The sequence below is a fragment of the Isoptericola sp. Y581 genome, from assembly GCF_059445475.1.
On record NZ_JCAIUK010000003.1, the window covers coordinates 447948 to 465029 of the forward strand.

A 17082-nucleotide genomic window follows, 5' to 3' on the forward strand; every position below is an offset into this window, starting at 1 on the left:
GGGACGGGCCGCGCGGTGCTTGAATACCGCCATGCCGACCTACGCCGTCACCTACGTCTACGTCACCGACCCCGACCGCCTCGACGCGGTTCGTCCCGAGCACCGCGAGTTCCTCGGCGGCCTGCACGAGCGCGGTGAGCTGCATGTGTCCGGCCCGCTCCCGGCCACCGCGGACGGCGAGCCCCGCGGCGCCCTGCTCGTCGTCGAGGCCGAGGACGCCACGGCCGCGCTCGAGCTGCTCGAGCCCGACCCGATGCGGCGCGAAGGCCTCGTCGCCGACCGCGCCGCGCGCGAGTTCGTCCCCGTGATCGGCGGCTTCGCGGCCTGACGCCGGGTGGGTCGGATCAGGTGGCCGACGGGTCCGGCCCGGTCGGGGAGCCGGCCCGGTCGTCGGCCTGAACGTCGGCCCGGTCGTCGGCCTGGCCGTCGGACTGGCCGTCGGACTGGCCGTCGGACTGGCCGTCGGACTGCTCGGCCCGGTCCGACGGCGACACCGAGTCCGCCGCCAGCGCCGCCGTGAAGCGCGTTTTGAGCAGGCTCGCGACCGTCGCGATCGCGATCGACCCGAGGATGACGGCCAGCGACAGCCAGATCGGGATCTCGGGCGCCCACGCGACGTGTTCGCCTCCGTTGATGAACGGGAGCGTGTTGGTGTGCAGCGCCTCGAGGATGAGCTTCACGCCGATGAAGCCGAGGATCACGGCGAGCGCGATCGGCAGGTAGACCAGCCGCTCCAGCAGGCCGCCGAGGAGGAAGTAGAGCTGGCGCAGGCCCATGAGCGCGAAGATATTCGCGGTGAAGACGATGAACGGGTCCTTCGTCAGGCCGAAGATGGCCGGGATCGAGTCGAGCGCGAACAGCAGGTCGGTCGATCCGATCGCGACGAACACCACGAGCATCGGCGTGAACAGACGCTTGCCGTCCACCACCGTGCGCACCTTGCCGCCGTCGTACTGCTCGCTGAGGGGCAGCACCCTCCGGAGCATCCGGATCGCGACGTTCTCCTTGAAGTCGTCCTCGTCGCCGCCCGCCACCAGCTTGACGGCGGTGTAGATGAGGAAGGCGCCGAACAGGTAGAACACCCACACGAAGTGCTCGAGGATGGCCGAGCCCGCCAGGATGAAGGCGCCGCGCAGCACCAGCGCGATGATGATGCCCACCATGAGCACCATCTGCTGGTGCTGCTTGGGCACCGCGAAGCGCGACATGATGATCACGAAGACGAACAGGTTGTCCACGCTCAGCGAGTACTCGGTGAGCCAGCCGGCGTAGAACTCACCGGCAGGCGCCGCGCCGCCGACCGCGAGCACGATCAGGCCGAACACCAAGGCCAGGCCCACGTAGAAGGCGACCCAGATGCCGCTCTCCTTCATGCTGGGCACGTGCGGGCGCCGGCCGACGACCACGAGGTCCACCGCCAGCAGCAGGATGAGCGCCGCGAGCGACGCCCCCTCGAACCAGAACGGCAACTCGTGGATCATGCATCTCCTTCAGAGGGTGGCTGCGCCGCGGACGCTGCCCCGACCTGGCGGTCGCGGCGGTCGCGGCGGTCACGGACGAGCGAGGCGATCGTGGTGACGGCGAGGACGACCACGATAAAGCCCAGCGACAAGGTCGTCGGGATCTCGGGGATCACCTCGACGTGCTGCCCGCCGTTGAGGAACGGCAGCTCGTTGGTGTGCAGCGCGTGGATGACCAGCTTGACGCCGATGAAGCCGAGGATCGCCGCGAGCCCGTAGTTGAGGTAGACGAGCCGGTCGAGCAGGCCGTCCACGAGGAAGTAGAGCTGGCGCAGGCCCAGCAGCGAGAACGCGTTGGCCGCGAAGACCAGGTACGTCTCCTGGGTGAGCCCGAAGATCGCGGGGATCGAGTCGACAGCGAACAGCAGGTCCGCGCTGCCGATCGCGACCATCACGATGAGCATCGGCGTGATGAACCGCTTGCCGTCGATCTTCGTGATCATCTTGTCGCCGACGTAGGAGTCGGTCGTGGGGAACAGGCGGCGCGTCAGGCGCAGCAGGCCGTTCTCGTTCCACTCCTCGTCATGGCCGGTGCCCGAGCGCGCCTGGGCGATCGCGGTCCAGATCAGGAAGGCACCGAAGACGTAGAACACCCACGCGAAGTTCGCGATGATCGCGGCGCCGGCGACGATGAAGACCGTGCGCAGCACGAGCGCGATCGTGATGCCGATGAGCAGCACCCGCTGCTGGTACTCCCGTGGGACGCGGAAGCTCGTCATGATCAGGACGAAGACGAACAGGTTGTCGACGCTGAGCGACTTCTCGGTGATGTAGCCGGCGAAGTACTCCCCGCCGTACGTGCTGCCCCACACGATCCACACGACCACCCCGAAGACCACGGCGATCGCGACGTAGGCCAGCGACCAGCTCGCGGACTCGCGCAGGGTCGGGGCGTGCGGCGTCCGCACGTGGCCGAGATAGTCGACGGCGAGCATCACCAGGATGACGGCGATGGTGACGATCCAGACCCACACGGGAACATTCACGGGCAAACCTCCGGTACGTGACACTGAGCACCGGAGGTCTTCCCCACCCGGAGCGGCTGCATGCCGAACGTCCGGGCCAACGAGGCCGGACCGGCGTCTGCGCCGGACGTGATGACGACCTCATCGTGGGCGGGGTACTCCCCTCCAACCCGCATACCCTACATGAGACCTTGGCCCGGCAACCCGCGCACGTCAGGGTGCGGAACCGCTGATGAGAGCCCCTCAGGCCGTGGCGGCCTGCATCTGGCGCAGCTCCTTCTTCAGCCCGCCGATCTCGTCGCGCAGGCGGGCCGCGACCTCGAACTGCAGCTCCGCCGCGGCGGCGTGCATCTGGTCGCTCAGCTCCTGGATCAGCTCGGCGAGCTCGCTCGCCGCCGCGCCGGCGAGGCGGTTCCCGGTGGTGGCCCCCTCCTTGGGTGAACCGAGCACGGATGCGCGGCCGCGACCCTGCCCCGACGCGGGCGTCTTGCGGTACCCGCCCGAGAGCAGCTCCTGGGTGTCGATGTCCTCCCGGGCAAGCATGTCGGTGACGTCGGCGATCTTCTTGCGCAGCGGCTGCGGGTCGATCCCCCGCTCCTCGTTGTACGCGACCTGCTTGGCGCGCCGCCGGTCGGTCTCCTCGAGCGCGAACTGCATCGCGGGCGTCATCCTGTCGGCGTACATGTGCACCTGGCCCGTGACGTTGCGCGCCGCGCGCCCGATGGTCTGGATCAGCGACCGCGCCGAGCGCAGGAAACCCTCCTTGTCCGCGTCGAGGATCGCCACGAGCGACACCTCGGGCAGGTCGAGTCCCTCGCGCAGCAGGTTGATGCCCACCAGGACGTCATACTCCCCCAACCGCAGCTCGCGCAGCAGCTCGACGCGGCGAAGCGTGTCGACCTCGGAGTGCAGGTATCGCACCCGCACGTCCTTCTCGAGGAAGTAGTCGGTGAGGTCCTCGGCCATCTTCTTCGTGAGCGTGGTGACCAGCACCCGCTCGTCGCGGTCGACCCGTTCCCGGATCTCGTGCAGCAGGTCGTCGATCTGCCCCGTGGTGGGCTTGACCACGACCTGCGGGTCCACGAGGCCCGTCGGGCGGATCACCTGCTCGACGACGCCGTCCGACACGGACAGCTCGTAGTCGCCCGGCGTGGCGGACAGGTAGACCGTCTGCCCGATCCGCTCGACGAACTCCTCCCACCGCAGCGGGCGGTTGTCCATCGCGCTCGGCAGGCGGAACCCGTGCTCGACGAGCGACCGCTTGCGGGACATGTCGCCCTCGAACATGGCGCCGATCTGCGGCACGGTCTGGTGCGACTCGTCGATGACGAGCAGGAAGTCCTCCGGGAAGTAGTCGAGCAGCGTGTTCGGCGGCGTTCCCTGCTCGCGCCCGTCGATGTGCCGCGAATAGTTCTCGATGCCGCTGCAGGTGCCGATCTGACGCATCATCTCGATGTCGTAGGTGGTGCGCATGCGCAGCCGCTGCGCCTCGAGCAGCTTGTTCTGCTGCTCCAGCTCGGCGAGCCGGTCCGCGAGCTCGGCCTCGATCCCCGTGATCGCCCGTTCCATCCGCTCCGGCCCTGCCACGTAGTGGGTGGCGGGGAAGAGATAGACGCTCTGCTCCGAGCGGAGCACCTCGCCGGTGAGCGGGTGCAGCGTCTGGATCGACTCGATCTCGTCGCCGAACATCTCGATGCGCACGGCGAGCTCCTCGTACACGGGGATGATCTCCACCGTGTCACCGCGCACGCGGAAAGTGCCGCGGGTGAACGCCATGTCGTTGCGCTGGTACTGCATCTGCACGAAGCGCCGGAGCATGTCGTCTCGGTCCACGACGTCGCCGACGTCGAGGCGCACCATCCGGTCCACGTACTCCTGCGGCGTGCCGAGGCCGTAGATGCAGGACACCGAGGCGACCACGATCACGTCGCGTCGGGTCAGCAGGGACGACGTCGCGGAGTGCCGCAGGCGCTCCACCTCGTCGTTGATCGACGAGTCCTTCTCGATGTAGGTGTCCGTCTGCGCGATGTACGCCTCGGGCTGGTAGTAGTCGTAGTACGAGACGAAGTACTCGACGGCGTTGTTCGGCAGCAGCTCGCGGAACTCCGTGGCGAGCTGCGCGGCGAGCGTCTTGTTCGGCGCCATCACGAGCGTCGGCCGTTGCACCTTCTCGATGAGCCACGCCGTGGTCGCGCTCTTGCCGGTACCGGTGGCGCCGAGCAGGACGACGTCCTTCTCGCCCGCCTGCACACGCGAGGTCAGGTCGGCGATGGCGGTCGGCTGGTCGCCCGAGGGCACGAACTCGGAGACCACCTCGAAGGGCGCCACCGCACGCTGCAGGTCGGTCACAGGTCGCATGTCACCACCGTACGGCGCCCCTCTGACACCCGACCGAATGACACCGGACCGACGCTCAGGTCCGGGAGGTCTCGGCCTCGGACTCCTCGTCGACCTCCCGCACGAGCCGCTGCCACAGCTGGTCCACCTGCGCCCTGAGCCCGTCCTCGGTCCCGGAGCCGTCGAGCGTCACGTCGGCGACGGCCGCCCGCTCCTCGTCGGTGGCCTGCGCGGCCACCCGTGCCCGCGCCGCCGGCTCGTCCATCCCCCGGCCCGCCACCAGCCGGGCCACGCGTTGGTCTGCCGGGGCGTGCACCACGACGAGCAGATGGAAATGGTCCGCCTGCCCCGTCTCGACCAGGAGCGGGATGTCGTGCACCACGACGGCGCGGTCGTCCGACGCCCCGGCGAGTGCTTCCCGCTCCGCGGCGATCCTTCGGATCTCGGGGTGCAAGATCCCCTCGAGCCGGGCCCTCGCGGCGTCGTCGTCGAAGACGAGCCTGCCGAGCGCGGGACGGTCGAGGGATCCGTCCTCGGCGAGTACGCCCTCGCCGAAGGCCGCGACGACCTCCTCCAGCCCGATCGTGCCGGGGGCCACCACCTCCCGGGCGAGGACGTCGTGGTCGACGACCACCGCGCCCAGCTCGGCGAGGTGGTGCGCGACGACGGACTTGCCTGCGGCGATGCCGCCCGTGAGGCCGATGCGGAGCATGGGGACCATCTTGCCCCCGGCGTAGGCTTCCCGCCATGAGCACGCCCCGGGCCGATGGCCCGGGGCCGGACAAGGAGGCGGCATGCCCGGCGGGCGCGGGATGCGTACGTTCCTCAACGACTCGTCCGTGACCGACCACCGCCTCGCCGGCACCACGCTCCGCCGGATCCTCGGGTTCGCCCGCCCCTACCGGGGGCAGCTCGCCGTGTTCGTCGCGCTGCTCGTCGTCAGCGCCGCGGCGGGCGCGGTCACGCCGCTCCTCTTCCGGCGGCTCATCGACGACGGCATCGCGGGCGGCGACCGCGGCCTGGTCGTGCTCCTCGCCGCAGGCGCGGCGGGCATCGCCCTCCTCACCGCCCTCCTGGCGGTGGCCGAGCGATGGCTCTCCGCGCGCGTCGGCGAAGGGCTGATCCTCGACCTGCGGACGGCAGTCTTCGATCACGTCCAGCGCATGCCGCTCGCGTTCTTCGCCCGGGCGCGCACCGGGGCGCTCGTGCAGCGCCTCAACGGCGACGTCCTCGGCGCCCAGCAGGCGTTCACGTCCACGCTGCAGACCGTCGTGTCCAACGGGCTGACGATCGTGTTCACCCTCGCGGCGATGTTCGCGATGTCGTGGCAGCTCACCCTGCTCTCGCTCGTGCTGGTGCCGGTCTTCGTCCTGCCCGCGCGCTGGTTCGGCCGCCGCCTGTCCGCGCTCGCGCGCACGGGCTACGACCTCAACGCCGACGCCGGGCAGATGATGAACGAACGGTTCAACGTCGCGGGTGCGCACCTCGTCAAGATCTTCGGCGACCCCGAACGCGAGAGCGAACGGTACGCGGCGCAGGTGGGCCGGCTCCGGGACCTCGGCGTGAGCACCGCCCTGCTGGGCACCTGGTTCCGCGTAGGGCTGACGACCTTGGCGTCCGTCGCCATCGCCCTCGTCTACGGCGTCGGCGGGCTGCAGGCGATCGCCGGCGAGCTCACGGTCGGGACCCTCGTGGCGCTCACGGCGTACCTCGGGCGGCTGTACGGCCCCCTCTCCGCGATGTCGAACGTCCAGGTGGACGTCATGACCGCGCTGGTCAGCTTCGAGCGGGTGCTCGAGGTGCTCGACCTCGTCCCGATGCTCGACGAGAAGCCCGACGCCGCCGACCTGCGCGCCGCCGTGGCCGCCCGCGGGGCCTCGGTCGAGCTGGCGCACGTCTCCTTCCGGTACCCGCGCGCCGACGAGGTGTCGCTGGCCTCGCTCGAGTCCGTCGCCACCCTGCGGTCCGACCCGAGCGGCGACACGCTGCGTGACGTCACGTTCACCGTCCCGGCAGGCACGATGGTCGCGCTCGTCGGGCCGTCCGGAGCCGGCAAGACGACCATCTCGCAGCTCGTCTCGCGCATGTACGACCCGACGTCGGGGGTCGTCCGCGTCGCGGGCCTCGACATCCGCGACGTCACCGCGGCGTCCCTGCGCGCCACCGTCGGCGTCGTCTCCCAGGAGGCGCACCTCTTCCACGACACAGTGGCCGCCAACCTGCGGTTCGCCCGCCCCGACGCCTCCGACGACGACCTCGAGCGGGCCCTGCGGCAGGCACGGATCTGGGACCTGGTGTCGCGGCTGCCCGAGGGCTTCGACACCGTCGTCGGCGACCGGGGCTACCGGCTCTCCGGCGGCGAGCGGCAGCGCCTCGCGATCGCCCGGCTCCTCCTCAAGGCCCCGGACGTCGTCGTGCTCGACGAGGCGACCGCGCACCTCGACTCGGAGTCGGAGGCCGCGGTGCAGGCGGCGCTCGACCAGGCGCTGGCGGGCCGCACCTCGCTGGTGATCGCCCACCGGCTCTCCACCGTCCGGGCCGCCGACGCCATCGTCGTGCTGCAGGACGGGCGCGTCGTCGAGCACGGCACGCACCCCGAGCTGCTCGCCGCCGGCGGCCTGTACGCCGAGCTCTACGCGACCCAGTTCGCCGACGGCACCCCTGGGCCCCGGGCGTAGGCACAGGGCCCGGGCGCCCGTTCTCCCGCCGGTCGCGAGGGCGGTGGTCGCGAGGGCGGTGGTCGCGAGGGCGGTGGTCGCGAGGGCGGTGGTCGACAGCGGCGACGAGAGCGGCGACGAGAGCGGCACGGGACGACGACGGCCCGTCACCCCTCGGGGTGACGGGCCGTCGTGGGCACCGGTGGGTCGCGGGGCGACCCGGCCGGATCAGTTGCCGGTGAGCTTCTCGCGAAGCGCGGCGAGCGCCTCGTCCGAGGCGAGCGTGCCCGCGGCCTCCTCCGCCGGCGGAGCCGACGAGTAGGAGGACGAGGACGACGACGAAGACGACGAGGAGGAGGACGACGACGAGGACGACGACGAGGAGGAGCCGGAGCTGCTGCTGCTGCCGCCGGGGACCGCGTCGTTCACGGCCGCGTCAGCGTCCGCCGCGATGGCCGCACGGACCTGCTCGCGGTGCGAGTCCCAGCGGGTGTGCGCCTTGGCGTACTCCGCCTCCCAGGCCTCGCGCTGGGTCTCGAAGCCCTCGAGCCACTCGTTGGTCTCCGGGTCGAAGCCCTCCGGGTACTTGTACTCGCCGTTCTCGTCGTACTCGGCAGCCATGCCGTAGAGCGCGGGGTCGAAGTCCTCGGACTCCGCGTCCATGCCCTCGTTGGCCTGCTTGAGCGACAGCGAGATCCGACGACGCTCGAGGTCGATGTCGATGACCTTGACGAACACCTCGGCACCGACGCTGACGACCTGCTCGGGCAGCTCGACGTGGCGCACGGCCAGCTCGGAGATGTGCACGAGACCCTCGATGCCGTCCTCGACGCGGACGAACGCACCGAACGGCACGAGCTTCGTGACCTTGCCCGGCACGACCTGTCCGATGGCGTGCGTACGGGCGAAGGTCTGCCACGGGTCCTCCTGCGTCGCCTTCAGCGACAGGGAGACACGCTCGCGGTCGAAGTCGACGTCGAGCACCTCGACGGTGACCTCCTGGCCGACCTCGACGACCTCGGACGGGTGGTCGATGTGCTTCCAGGACAGCTCGGAGACGTGCACGAGGCCGTCCACGCCGCCCAGGTCCACGAACGCACCGAAGTTGACGATCGACGAGACGACACCGGGGCGCACCTGGCCCTTCTGCAGGGTCTGCAGGAAGGTGGAGCGAACCTCGGACTGCGTCTGCTCGAGCCAGGCGCGGCGCGACAGGACCACGTTGTTGCGGTTCTTGTCGAGCTCGATGATCTTGGCCTCGATCTCCTTGCCGACGTACGGCGCGAGGTCGCGGACGCGACGCATCTCCACGAGCGAGGCGGGGAGGAAGCCGCGCAGGCCGATGTCGAGGATGAGGCCGCCCTTGACGACCTCGATGACGGTGCCGGTAACGACGCCGTCATCCTCCTTGATCTTCTCGATCGTGCCCCAGGCGCGCTCGTACTGTGCGCGCTTCTTGGACAGGATCAGACGACCCTCCTTGTCCTCCTTCTGGAGGACGAGCGCCTCGACGGCGTCACCGACGGCGACAACCTCGCCGGGGTCGACGTCGTGCTTGATCGACAGCTCGCGGGAGGGGATCACGCCCTCGGTCTTGTAGCCGATGTCGAGGAGAACCTCGTCGCGGTCGACCTTGACGATCGTGCCTTCGACGATGTCACCATCGTTGAAGTACTTGATGGTGGCGTCGACGGCGGCAAGGAAGTCCTCCTCGGTGCCGATGTCGTTGACGGCAACCTGCGGGGCGGACTTCGTGGTGGAGATGGTCATTGAGTGGATGCTCCGATGCGGACAGGACGTAGTGCGGACAGAGGAAGTTGGTACGGGGCGACAGGGCAGACGACGAGGCGAGAGATTCCGCGCCCCGGACGTGCTCGGGCGCACTGCACCGCCGGCAATCCTATCGATGGGGATGCGAAGGGTCAACGCGGCGGCTTCCCGCCGCAGGGCGAACCCGTCGATCGCCCCTCGGCCCGGCCCGGCGACGCGACCCTCCGGCGTGCCACGATGACCGGGTGAGCCACCATCCTCCCGCACCCCGGCCGATCGAGCGCACCGGCTACCGCGAGGTCCCGGTCGCCGCCGGCAGCGCCGCCGCCCGCGGGTGGTGGGACGCGAACGCCGCCGAGTACCTCGAGGAGCACGGCGGGTTCCTCGGCGACTCGGGCTTCCGCTGGGGGCCCGAGGGCCTGACCGAGGCGGAGGCAGGTCTCCTGGGTGACGTCGACGGTGCCCAGGTCCTCGAGGTCGGAGCCGGGGCGGCGCACTGCTCGCGGTGGCTCCGCACCCGCGGCGCCCACGCGGTGGCGACCGACGTGTCCGGGGAGATGCTCGCCGGGGCGGCGCGCCTGAACTCGCGCACCGGTGTCGCGGTCCCGCTGGTCCAGGCCGACGCGCGGGCGCTGCCCTTCGCGTCCGCGAGCGTCGACGCCGTCTTCACGTCGTTCGGGGCGATCCCGTTCGTGGCCGACGCCGTGCGGGTGCACGCGGAGGCGGCGCGCGTGCTGCGGCCCGGTGGGCGCTGGGTGTTCTCCGTGACCCACCCGCTGCGTTGGGCCTTCCCCGACGACCCCAGCCTCCGCGGCCTCACCGCGCACCGCTCGTACTTCGACCGGCGGCCCTACGTCGAGATCGACGACCGCGGCGACGTCGCGTACGCCGAGTACCACCGCACGTTGGGCGACCACGTCCGGGACGTCGTCGCCGCCGGGCTGCAGGTCCGGGACATCATCGAGCCGGAGTGGCCCGCGTGGAACACCGCGACCTGGGGAGGCTGGGGGCCCGACCGCGGCGCCTACCTGCCCGGCACGGCGGTCTTCGTGACGACCAAGGGCTGAGCCCGCGCACCGCCGCCAGCGCGCGCCCACGGTCGGTCAGTGCCCCGCGTCGTGCCAGGTCGGCCCGGCCCCGACCGAGACGTCGAGCGGCACATCAAGGCTCACGGCAGAGCCCATCTGCGTGCGCAGCACGTCCTCGGCGGCCTCCCGCTCCCCCGGCGCGACCTCGACCACGAGCTCGTCGTGCACCTGGAGCAGCAGGCGGGACGCGAGCCCGCGCTCGTCCAGCTCGCGCTGCACTCCGAGCATCGCGACCTTGATGATGTCGGCCGCGCTGCCCTGGATCGGGGCGTTGAGCGCCATGCGCTCCGCCATCTGCCGGCGCTGCCGGTTGTCGCTCGTCAGGTCGGGCAGGTAGCGACGACGGCCGAGGATCGTCGCCGTGTACCCGGTGGCGCGCGCCTCCTCGACCACCCCCGTGAGGTAGTCGCGCACGCCGCCGAAGCGCGTGAAGTAGTCGTCCATCAGCGACTGGGCCTCGCCGGTCGGGATGGTCAGCTGCTGCGAGAGGCCGAAGGCGCTGAGCCCGTACGCGAGGCCGTAGCTCATGGCCTTGATCTTCGAGCGCATCGCGGCGGTGACGTCCTCGGGCGCCACCTCGAACACCCGCGAGCCCACGTAACGGTGCAGGTCCTCGCCCGACCGGAACGCCTCGATGAGCCCTTCGTCGCCCGACAGGTGCGCCATGATGCGCATCTCGATCTGGCTGTAGTCGGCGGTCAGCAGCGTGTCGTACCCCTCGCCGACCCGGAACGCCCGGCGGATGCGGCGACCCTCCTCCGTGCGGATCGGGATGTTCTGCAGGTTCGGGTCGGTCGAGCTCAGCCGCCCGGTCGCCGCGATCGTCTGCTGGAACGTCGTGTGGATCCGGCCGTCGGGCGCGACCGACTTCAGCAGGCCCTCCACGGTCGACCGGAGGCGCGTGGCGTCCCGGTGCGCGAGCAGGTGCTCGAGGAAGGGGTGCTCCGTCTTGACGTAGAGGTCCTGCAGCGAGGCGGCGTCGGTGGTGTAGCCCGTCTTGATCTTCTTCGTCTTGGGCATCCCCAGCTGGTCGAAGAGCACCTCCTGGAGCTGCTTCGGGCTGCCAAGGTTCACCTGCCGGCCGATGACGTCGTACGCCTCGGCCGCGGCGTCGGCCACCGCGACCGCGAACTGCTGCTCGAGCTCGGTGAGGTACTCGACGTCGGCGGCGATCCCCGTGGCCTCCATCCGGCCCAGGACGCCGGTCAGCGGCAGCTCGAGGTCGGTGAGCAGCCCGTCCGCCCCGCGGTCGGCGAGCTGGCCCGACAACGCCTCGGCGAGATCGACCACGGCCGCGGCCCGGACCGCCGCCTGCCGGGCGCGCGGGTCGTCGGTGTCCACGCCGTCGAGCGCGAGGTCGAGGGCACCCTGCCCGCCCGCACCGGCAGGCTCACCCGTTGTCAGCTCACGGCCCAGGAGCCGCACCGACAGGTCCGCCAGGTCGTAGCCCCGCTGGTCGGGGTAGCACAGGTAGGCGGCGAGCTCGGTGTCGAAGGTCACGCCCGACAGGTCCAGCCCTCGCCCGGCGAGCTCGTGCCAGGACGTCTTGGCCCCGTGCACCACCTTGGGCGCCGCCGGGTCCGCGAGCCAGGCCGCCAGGGCGCGCTCGTCCTCGGGCGCCGCGTCGGAAAGGTCGACGACCGCCGCCGCGCCCTCGTCCGTGGCGCCGTCGGCGATCGCGACCTCCCAGGCGTCGCCGGCTCCCGGGGTCGCCGTCCCCGTGACCTCGAGGCCAAGGGCGTGGCCCGCCCGCGCCGCGAGCCACGCGCCGAGGCCGCCCGCCTCGAGCGCCGCGAGCGCGACCTGGACACTGGCGACCGCGGCGGGCTCGGCCGGCTCGGCCGCGGGGTCCGCCGCGAGCAGTCGGTCACGCAGGGTGCCGAACTGCAGCGTGTCGGAGACGCGGTGCACGGCCTCGAGGTCGAACCCGCTGAGCTTCAGCTCGTCCACCGCGAGTGGCAGCTCGAGGTGGTCCAGCAGGGCGTTGAGCTCGCGGTTGAGCCGCACCTGCTCGACGGCGGCGCGCAGGTTCTCGGCGGCCTTGCCCTTGAGCTCGTCCACGTGGTCGAGCAGCGGCTCGAGGCCCCCGTACGTGGTGACCCACTTCGCCGCCGTCTTGGGCCCGACGCCGGCCACACCGGGCAGGTTGTCGCTCGTCTCCCCGACCAGCGCCGCCAGGTCGGGGTACTGCTCCGGGGGTACGCCGTACTTCTCCGCGACAGCCTCGGGCGTCATGCGCGCGAGATCGGAGACGCCGCGCTTCGGGTAGAGCACGGTCACCCGCTCCGTGACGAGCTGGAGCGCGTCGCGGTCGCCGGAGCACACCAGCACGTCCAGACCCGCCTCGGCGCCCTCTCGGGCCAGGGTGGCCAGGATGTCGTCGGCCTCGATGCCGTCGCGCTCCAGGGCCGGGATCCGGAGCGCCTCGAGGACCTCCTTGATGAGCGGCACCTGCCCCCGGAACACCTCCGGCGTCGCGTCACGGTTGCCCTTGTACTCGGGGAACCTCTCCGTGCGGAACGTGACGCGGCCCGCGTCGAACGCGACGGCGGCGTGCGTGGGCTGCTCGTCGCGCAGCAGGTTGGTCAGCATCGAGGTGAAGCCGTAGACGGCGTTCGTTACCTGTCCGCTCGACGTCACCAGGGTGTCCGGCAGCGCGAAGAACGCGCGGTACGCCATGGAATGGCCGTCGATCAGGAGGAGGCGTGGGCGGGTCCCGTGCGGGCTCACGCCGGTGCTCGCGGTCCCGGTTCGCGCAGAGGTCGTCACGGGTGCCAACCTATCGCCCATGACCGACACCCCGACCGACGCCTCCCAGCCGGAGTTCCCCCGCACGCTGGAGCAGTGGGTGTCCGCGAGCCGTGGCACGCTCATCGAGCGATTGGGCATCGTCCTCACGAGCGTCGGGGCCGACCTGACGACCGGGACCATGCCTGTGGCGGGCAACATCCAGCCCGCCGGGCTGCTCCACGGCGGCGCGACGGCGTCGCTGGCGGAGACCCTCGCGTCCGTCGCGGCGCAGCAGCACGCCGGCCCCGGGCGCGCGGCGGTGGGACTGGAGCTCAACGCCACCCACCATCGGGGTGTGCGTTCGGGCACGGTGCACGGCGAGGCGCGCGCGCTGCACCTCGGGCGCTCGACGGCCGCCTACGAGATCGTGATCGCCGACGACGAGGGCCGCCGGGTCTGCACGGCCCGGCTCACGTGCATGGTGCTCGACGCCCGCTGATCCCCGGTCCGACGGCGCGACCGGCTTCGATCAAGCCCGGCCCCCGGACCTCAGGAGGGGATGGGCTCGCTGGTGTCCCGGCGGGGGACGATCCCGAGCGCGGTGGCGCCGTCCACCACGGCGTCGACGGCGTCGCCTGCCTGGTTCTCCGCGGCCCGTCCGGTCGCCTCGTGCAGGGCCGCGTCCCGCTCGGCCTGGAACACCCGCAGGTCGACCGGACCGGTGGGTAGCCCCGCGGCCCGCGCGCGACGGCGGCGGGCGACGAGGTCCTCGATGGCGGCCCGAGTGGCGGCCCGCCGGCCGACGCGCGCCGCCGCTCGCGACGACCGCGGCCCTTCCTGGACGAGGCGTCGCTGGAGCGTGGCCGCGGCCACCACGCGGTGGCCGGACGTGGGCGCGAACCCGAGACGCGCGAGGAACCGGTGCATCCCGCGGGCACCCGGGGCGGGGGCGCAGTACACGTTCTCCGCACCTCGGTCCGCGGCCGTCGCGGCCGCCGAGGCGAGCAGCGCGTGCCCGACGCCACGCCGCCGGGCGGCGGGCGAGACAAAGACAGCGTCGACGTACAGGCTCGTCGTGGTCGCGAACAGGAGAGGGTCGATGACGCGCAGCACCGCGAAGCCGCAGACCTCGTCCTCGTGGGTCGCGACGAGCACCTGCCCGCCGGCCCCGACGAGCACGCTCAGGTGCTCCAGCAGACGCGAGGTTTCGGCGGGCGGCCCCTGCACGACGGTCGGCGACTCCTCGACGGCGCGCTCGGCCAGGTGCGCGACGTCGACCATGTCGTCCCGGCCGGCCGGCCGGACCTCGACCGTTGCACGCATCGGCACCTCCTCGACGAGGACCGTGGCCCGTGCACGCGGGAACGTTCCCGTCGTCGCCCCGGACCTCGGCTCGGGCGGCGCCCGGCCTCACGGTCGTTGAAGCATGAATATCACAGATTGGTCACGACACCCACGCGACGATAGCGGCCGTGGGGGTGTCGCACAATGGCCGTGGCCCGGCCGCAGGAACGTGTCCTACGGCCGGATCACGGCCCGCGGGTCAGGCGCCGCCGACCTGCTCGATCACGGCGTCGGCGACCTCGCGCATCGTGAGGCGACGGTCCATCGACGTCTTCTGGATCCAGCGGAAGGACTCCGGCTCGCTCAGACCCATCTTGGTCATGAGCAGGCCCTTGGCGCGGTCGACGCGCTTGCGGGTCTCGAACCGCTCGGTGAGGTCCGCGACCTCCGACTCGAGCGCACCGATCTGCTGGTAGCGGGAGATCGCGATCTCCACCGCCGGCAGCAGGTCGGCCGGGGTGAACGGCTTGACGACGTACGCCATCGCGCCGGCGTCACGCGCCCGCTCGACGAGCTCCGTCTGCGAGAACGCCGTGAGCAGGACGACCGGGGCGGCGTGGGCCTTGCCGATCCGCTCGGCCGCGGAGATGCCGTCGAGCTCGGGCATCTTGACGTCCATGACCACGACGTCGGGCTTGAGCTCGATCGCCAGCTGCACCGCGGTCTCGCCGTCGCCGGCCTCGCCGACGACCTCGAACCCCGCCTCGCGCAGGGTCTCGACGACATCCATCCGGATGAGCGCCTCGTCCTCGACGACGACGGCCCGGCGGGCCGGCCGTTCGTTCGTCGGCTTCGGCGCCTCCTCCGGCGCCTGGTCGATCATGGGCGGCAGGTCGAGCGGCACCGTCGCCCCGGTCTCGTCGTTGGGCTTCTCGTCGGTCACGTCCCACATCCTAGTCCGCGGGAGGCAGGTCGCGTGCGGTCACCGGTGTGACGCATGCGACCCGGCGAGGTGCCGTTCGCCCCGCTGCGCGCGATTGGGCGGCCCCCTGCCGTTGTGGTTCGATGGTCCACGCACGCCCCGGTAGCCCAACTGGCAGAGGCATCCGACTCAAAATCGGAGTGTTGCGGGTTCGAATCCCGCTCGGGGTACCCCTCAGGCCCGGACACCACGACGAGGACCCCGCACCGCCGGAGCGGTACGGGGTCCTTTTCGTGCTCGAGGTCGACCGGGTCGCTGCCGACCCGGGACGGGCTCACATGTCGCTGTGGCTGCCGACCTGGTGCACGAGGATCGAGTTCGTCGTCCCGGGGACGCCCACCGGGGCGCCGGAGACGATCACCACGCGGTCGCCGGGCTCCGCGAGCCCGTTCGCGCGCAGGGTCGAGTCGACCTGGCCGACCATCGCGTCGACGCTCTCGACCCGCGGCACCTGGTAGGAGGTGGTGCCCCACGTGAGCGCGAGGACGTTGCGCACGCTCTCCTCCGGGGTGAACGCCAGCAGCGGGATCCCCGAGCGCAGGCGCGACATGCGCTTCGCGGAGTCGCCCGACTGCGTGAAGGTCACGAGGTACTTCACGCCGAGCGAGTCGCCGATCTCCGCGGCGGCGCGGGTGATGATGCCGCCACGCGTGTGCGGCGTCGAGCCGAGCGGCGCGATCCGCTCGCGACCCGCCTCCTCCGTCGCCTCGATGATCCGCGCCATCGTCTGCACGGTGACGATCGGGTAGTCGCCGACGCTGGTCTCGCCCGAGAGCATGACCGCGTCCGCGCCGTCGAGCACGGCGTTCGCGCAGTCGGAGGCCTCGGCGCGCGTCGGGGTGGGGCTGGTCGTCATGGACTCCAGCACCTGCGTCGCGACGATGACCGGCTTCGCGTTGCGGCGCGCGAGCTCCACGATGCGCTTCTGCACCAGCGGCACCTGCTCGAGCGGCATCTCCACGGCAAGGTCGCCACGGGCCACCATGAAGGCGTCGAACGCGGCGACGACCTCCTCGAGGTTCTCCACCGCCTGCGGCTTCTCGATCTTGGCGACGACGGGCACGGTGCGCCCCTCCTCGGCCATGATCTGCGCGACGTCGTCGTAGTCCTTCGCGGACCGCACGAACGACAGCGCGATGATGTCCGCGCCCAGGCGAAGCGCCCAGCGCAGGTCGTCGGTGTCCTTCTCCGACAGCGCGGGAACGGAGACCGCGACGCCCGGCAGGTTCAGACCCTTGTTGTTCGAGACCGGGCCGCCCACCTCGACCGTCGTCACGACGCGCGGGCCCTCGACGGCGGTGACCCGCACGCGGACCTTGCCGTCGTCGATCAGGATCGGGTCGCCGACGCGGGCGTCGTTCGGCAGGCCCTTGTGGGTGGTCGAGACGAGCTCCTTGGTGCCCGCGACCTCCTCCGTGGTGATGGTGAAGGTGTCGCCCTCGTTGAGGAAGTGCTTCACGTCGCCCGCGAACCGGCCGAGCCGGATCTTCGGACCCTGCAGGTCGACGAGGACCGCGACGTTACGACCGGAGTCCTTCGCCGCCGCTCGTACACCGTGGTAGACGGCCTCGTGCTCCGCCTGCTCGCCGTGGCTCCGGTTGATCCGGGCCACGTCCATGCCCGCGTCGACCAGCTCCCGGAGCTTCTCCGGGGACTCCGTCGCGGGTCCGATGGTGCACACGATCTTCGCTCTGCGCATGTCTCCAGCCTCGTCGTCGATCGGCCCCGGCGCGAACCGGGACCGGCACC

At 71.4% G+C, this 17082-nt stretch carries 13 protein-coding genes and 1 tRNA gene; 5 read left to right on the plus strand and 9 right to left on the minus strand.

All coding sequences use genetic code 11. The features are described from left to right. The first annotated feature begins 31 nt into the window (after nt 1–31). Nucleotides 32–328 (plus strand): YciI family protein, encoded by a 297-nt coding sequence (locus AC1C2W_RS08265; RefSeq protein WP_495389208.1) that lies wholly within the window; start codon nt 32–34, stop codon nt 326–328. Between the two features lie 16 nt (nt 329–344). Here AC1C2W_RS08265 and AC1C2W_RS08270 read toward each other — a convergent pair whose 3' ends face one another. From AC1C2W_RS08270 to coaE, 4 genes are all read right to left on the minus strand, one after another. Then, the gene (locus tag AC1C2W_RS08270) at nt 345–1481 is read right to left on the minus strand and encodes a TerC family protein (protein ID WP_495412851.1); all 1137 of its coding nucleotides are present in this window, start codon (nt 1479–1481) and stop codon (nt 345–347) included. Continuing rightward, nucleotides 1478–2506 carry a TerC family protein gene (locus AC1C2W_RS08275; protein ID WP_495389206.1) on the minus strand — a complete coding sequence of 343 codons (1029 nt, stop codon included), beginning with the start codon at nt 2504–2506 and terminating at the stop codon, nt 1478–1480. The genes AC1C2W_RS08270 and AC1C2W_RS08275 overlap by 4 nt, the downstream gene beginning before the upstream one ends. A 222-nt stretch (nt 2507–2728) precedes the next feature. Beyond that, nucleotides 2729–4843: an excinuclease ABC subunit UvrB gene (gene uvrB, locus AC1C2W_RS08280; RefSeq protein WP_495412852.1), complete on the minus strand. Its 2115-nt coding sequence runs from the start codon at nt 4841–4843 to the stop codon at nt 2729–2731. A 55-nt stretch (nt 4844–4898) separates the two neighbouring features. Further along, a complete protein-coding gene (coaE, locus tag AC1C2W_RS08285; protein ID WP_495412853.1) occupies nt 4899–5534 on the minus strand; it encodes a dephospho-CoA kinase in 636 nt (211 codons plus the stop codon). An 82-nt stretch (nt 5535–5616) separates the two neighbouring features. Between coaE and AC1C2W_RS08290 the strand changes: the two genes are divergently transcribed. Next, a complete protein-coding gene (locus AC1C2W_RS08290) occupies nt 5617–7500 on the plus strand; it encodes an ABC transporter ATP-binding protein (protein ID WP_495412854.1) in 1884 nt (627 codons plus the stop codon). A gap of 207 nt (nt 7501–7707) precedes the next feature. Here the strand turns inward: AC1C2W_RS08290 and rpsA are convergent, their stop codons facing one another. Then, nucleotides 7708–9249: a 30S ribosomal protein S1 gene (gene rpsA, locus AC1C2W_RS08295; protein WP_495412855.1), complete on the minus strand. Its 1542-nt coding sequence runs from the start codon at nt 9247–9249 to the stop codon at nt 7708–7710. Between the two features lie 245 nt (nt 9250–9494). Between rpsA and AC1C2W_RS08300 the strand changes: the two genes are divergently transcribed. Then, a complete protein-coding gene (locus tag AC1C2W_RS08300) occupies nt 9495–10316 on the plus strand; it encodes a class I SAM-dependent methyltransferase (protein ID WP_495389201.1) in 822 nt (273 codons plus the stop codon). Nucleotides 10317–10352: 36 nt separating this feature from the next. On the opposite strand, the gene polA is transcribed toward AC1C2W_RS08300, so the two are convergent. Further along, nucleotides 10353–13127: a DNA polymerase I gene (gene polA / locus AC1C2W_RS08305; protein ID WP_495389200.1), complete on the minus strand. Its 2775-nt coding sequence runs from the start codon at nt 13125–13127 to the stop codon at nt 10353–10355. Between polA and AC1C2W_RS08310 the strand changes: the two genes are divergently transcribed. After that, the gene (locus AC1C2W_RS08310; RefSeq protein ID WP_495389199.1) at nt 13126–13566 is read left to right on the plus strand and encodes a hotdog fold thioesterase; all 441 of its coding nucleotides are present in this window, start codon (nt 13126–13128) and stop codon (nt 13564–13566) included. The two genes, polA and AC1C2W_RS08310, sit on opposite strands and share 2 nt — an antisense overlap. A gap of 50 nt (nt 13567–13616) precedes the next feature. Here the strand turns inward: AC1C2W_RS08310 and AC1C2W_RS08315 are convergent, their stop codons facing one another. Continuing rightward, nucleotides 13617–14390, minus strand: a complete 774-nt coding sequence (locus AC1C2W_RS08315; protein ID WP_495389198.1) for a GNAT family N-acetyltransferase — start codon at nt 14388–14390, stop codon at nt 13617–13619. A 220-nt stretch (nt 14391–14610) separates the two neighbouring features. Further along, nucleotides 14611–15234 carry an ANTAR domain-containing response regulator gene (locus AC1C2W_RS08320; RefSeq protein ID WP_495389495.1) on the minus strand — a complete coding sequence of 208 codons (624 nt, stop codon included), beginning with the start codon at nt 15232–15234 and terminating at the stop codon, nt 14611–14613. 195 nt (nt 15235–15429) lie between these two features. Between AC1C2W_RS08320 and AC1C2W_RS08325 the strand changes: the two genes are divergently transcribed. After that, nucleotides 15430–15503: transfer RNA gene (locus tag AC1C2W_RS08325), tRNA-Leu, on the plus strand. 104 nt (nt 15504–15607) lie between these two features. On the opposite strand, the gene pyk is transcribed toward AC1C2W_RS08325, so the two are convergent. After that, nucleotides 15608–17032 (minus strand): pyruvate kinase, encoded by a 1425-nt coding sequence (gene pyk / locus AC1C2W_RS08330; RefSeq protein WP_495389197.1) that lies wholly within the window; start codon nt 17030–17032, stop codon nt 15608–15610. Nucleotides 17033–17082: the final 50 nt, after the last annotated feature.